General features: G+C 63.1%; 2 protein-coding genes. Both read right to left on the bottom strand.

Annotated elements, in window-relative coordinates:
* Positions 1-64 precede the first annotated feature (64 nt).
* Positions 65-1,156, bottom strand: a complete 1,092-nt coding sequence (locus EN750_RS31375) for a 3-deoxy-7-phosphoheptulonate synthase (protein ID WP_127399023.1) — start codon at positions 1,154-1,156, stop codon at positions 65-67.
* 532 nt (positions 1,157-1,688) lie between these two features.
* On the bottom strand, positions 1,689-2,105 hold a 417-nt coding region (locus EN750_RS31370; RefSeq protein ID WP_145968094.1), incomplete at its 5' end, for a type II toxin-antitoxin system VapC family toxin.

Here is a 2,105-nt window from a genome sequence, read left to right as displayed (position 1 = left end):
TCCCTCCCCCTTGTGGGGAGGGTTAGGGTGGGGGTCGTGCCGGGCAAAGGCCGGCAATAGTGGCTCAAGCGGCTCCCTGCCGGTTGTCGATCATGGCGCGGCGTGCCGAGCGGCGCCACTCGACGGCGCCGGCAAGGCCGTGCAGCACCGTCTCGGTGGTCGCCCAGTCGATGCAGCCATCGGTGATGCTCTGGCCATAGAGCAGGGGCTTGCCCGGCACCACGTCCTGCCGGCCGGCGACGAGATTGCTCTCGATCATCAGGCCGATGATGCGCTCGTCGCCTGCCGCGACCTGGCCGGCGACATCTGCCGCGACCTTGGGCTGGTTCTCGGGCTTCTTGGCCGAGTTGGCGTGGCTGACATCGATCATCAGCCTGGGCGCAACGCCGATGCGGGCGAGTTCCACAGCGGCGGCTTCGACGCTCGCCGCGTCATAGTTGGGCTGAACGCCGCCGCGCAGGATGACGTGGCAGTCCTCATTGCCGGTGGTCGTGGCGATGCCGCTGCGTCCGCCCTTGGTCACCGCCATGAAATGATGCGGCTGGGCGGCCGATTTCACAGCTTCGGCAGCAATCCTGAGATTGCCATCGGTGCCGTTCTTGAAGCCGACCGGGCAGGAGAGGCCCGAGGCGAGTTCGCGGTGGATCTGGCTCTCCGTGGTGCGCGCGCCGATCGCGCCCCAGGCGACGAGGTCGGCAATGTATTGCGGCGTGGTCATGTCGAGGAATTCGGTCGCTGCCGGCAGGCCGAGATTGTTGACGGCAGACAGCACGTTGCGTGCCATCCGCAACCCCTTGTCAATGTTGAAGCTGCCGTCGAGGTCGGGATCGTTGATCAGGCCTTTCCAGCCAACCGTCGTGCGCGGTTTCTCGAAATAGACCCGCATCACGATCTCCAGCCGGTCCGACAGGCTCTCGCGCAGCGCCGCCAGACGGCTGGCATAGTCGACGGCGGCGACCGGATCGTGGATCCAACACGGGCCGACGATGACGAGCAGCCTATCGTCGGTACCGTTCAAGATGGCATGGGTTGCGTTGCGCGATGCGCTGACGGTGCGCGTCGCCGTCAAAGTGCGCGGGATCTCCCGCATCACCTCGTCCGGCGTACTCAGTTCTCGGATTTCCTTGACCCGGAGATCGTCTGTGGTGGTCAACACGGCTTTCTGCTCCTGTCGAGAGCATGATGCCGAAAAGCGTGAAGCGGTTTTCGGACGAGATCATGCTCCTCTTTGATTTAGAGGAAACCTGCCGGCTGAAACAAAAAAGCCGCCAGGTATGGCGGCTGGTTCGGATCTTGTTGCTGCAATCTTCAGATCGAGCGCAATCCTCCCGCCGCCAGCGAGCTCCTAAAGTACCAATATGTGGCGGTCAGGTTGATCATGAGGCTCATATAGTCGATGCGGAGGCGCTTGTCACGTGCCCTGATTGGAGACAATTCGGGATTGGCCGAAGCCTCCCCGCCTTCGTCATCCACGGGCGGAGCAGGAGCGTAGCTCCGTCGCGGAGACCCGAGGATCCAAGCCGCGACCTTGACCATAGAGTGCAGCGGAGCAGAATTCTGCACCGTGGCGCGCACTCGGAAGTCGCGGCATGGATCCTCGGGTCTGCGCCGCGTCGCTACGCTCCTTGCTCCGCCCGTGGATGACGAAGTGATGGTGTTTCCGATGCAGACATACGCCGCCGAGCGCTTCATGCAGTCCAGGGATCAAAAAGTTCAATTCCAAAACCTTCGAAATCCTTCGTATTGCGTGTTGCCAAGGTAAGCTCCTGCGCAATCGCCGTGGCTGCGATCAGGCCGTCCATCGACGACAGGCCGCGACCGCTGCGTTTTGCAAGGCCCATCAAGTCGCCCCAGGCCAAGGCAACCGGTTCGTCCACCGGAAGAACCCTCTGCTCGAAGCGCTGCGGCAGGTCCCGAGCAAGCCACTCGGCCAGGGCCTCACGTTTCCGACCCTCATCCATGAGGGCGACTCCGCGCCGGATCTCGGCGATCGACACGACGCTGATGAAGGAGCGGTCCTCATCAAGCCGATCCAGCCAGTTCAGAACGCGTGCGTCCGGCGCCGGTCGTGTCACTTCAGACAGGACATTCGTATCGAGCAGAAG

The sequence above is a fragment of the Mesorhizobium sp. M7A.F.Ca.ET.027.03.2.1 genome, assembly GCF_003999175.1.
GTDB lineage: Bacteria > Pseudomonadota > Alphaproteobacteria > Rhizobiales > Rhizobiaceae > Mesorhizobium.
Note: the sequence above shows the minus strand (reverse complement) of the source record. Positions and strands in the feature narration are given on the sequence as shown.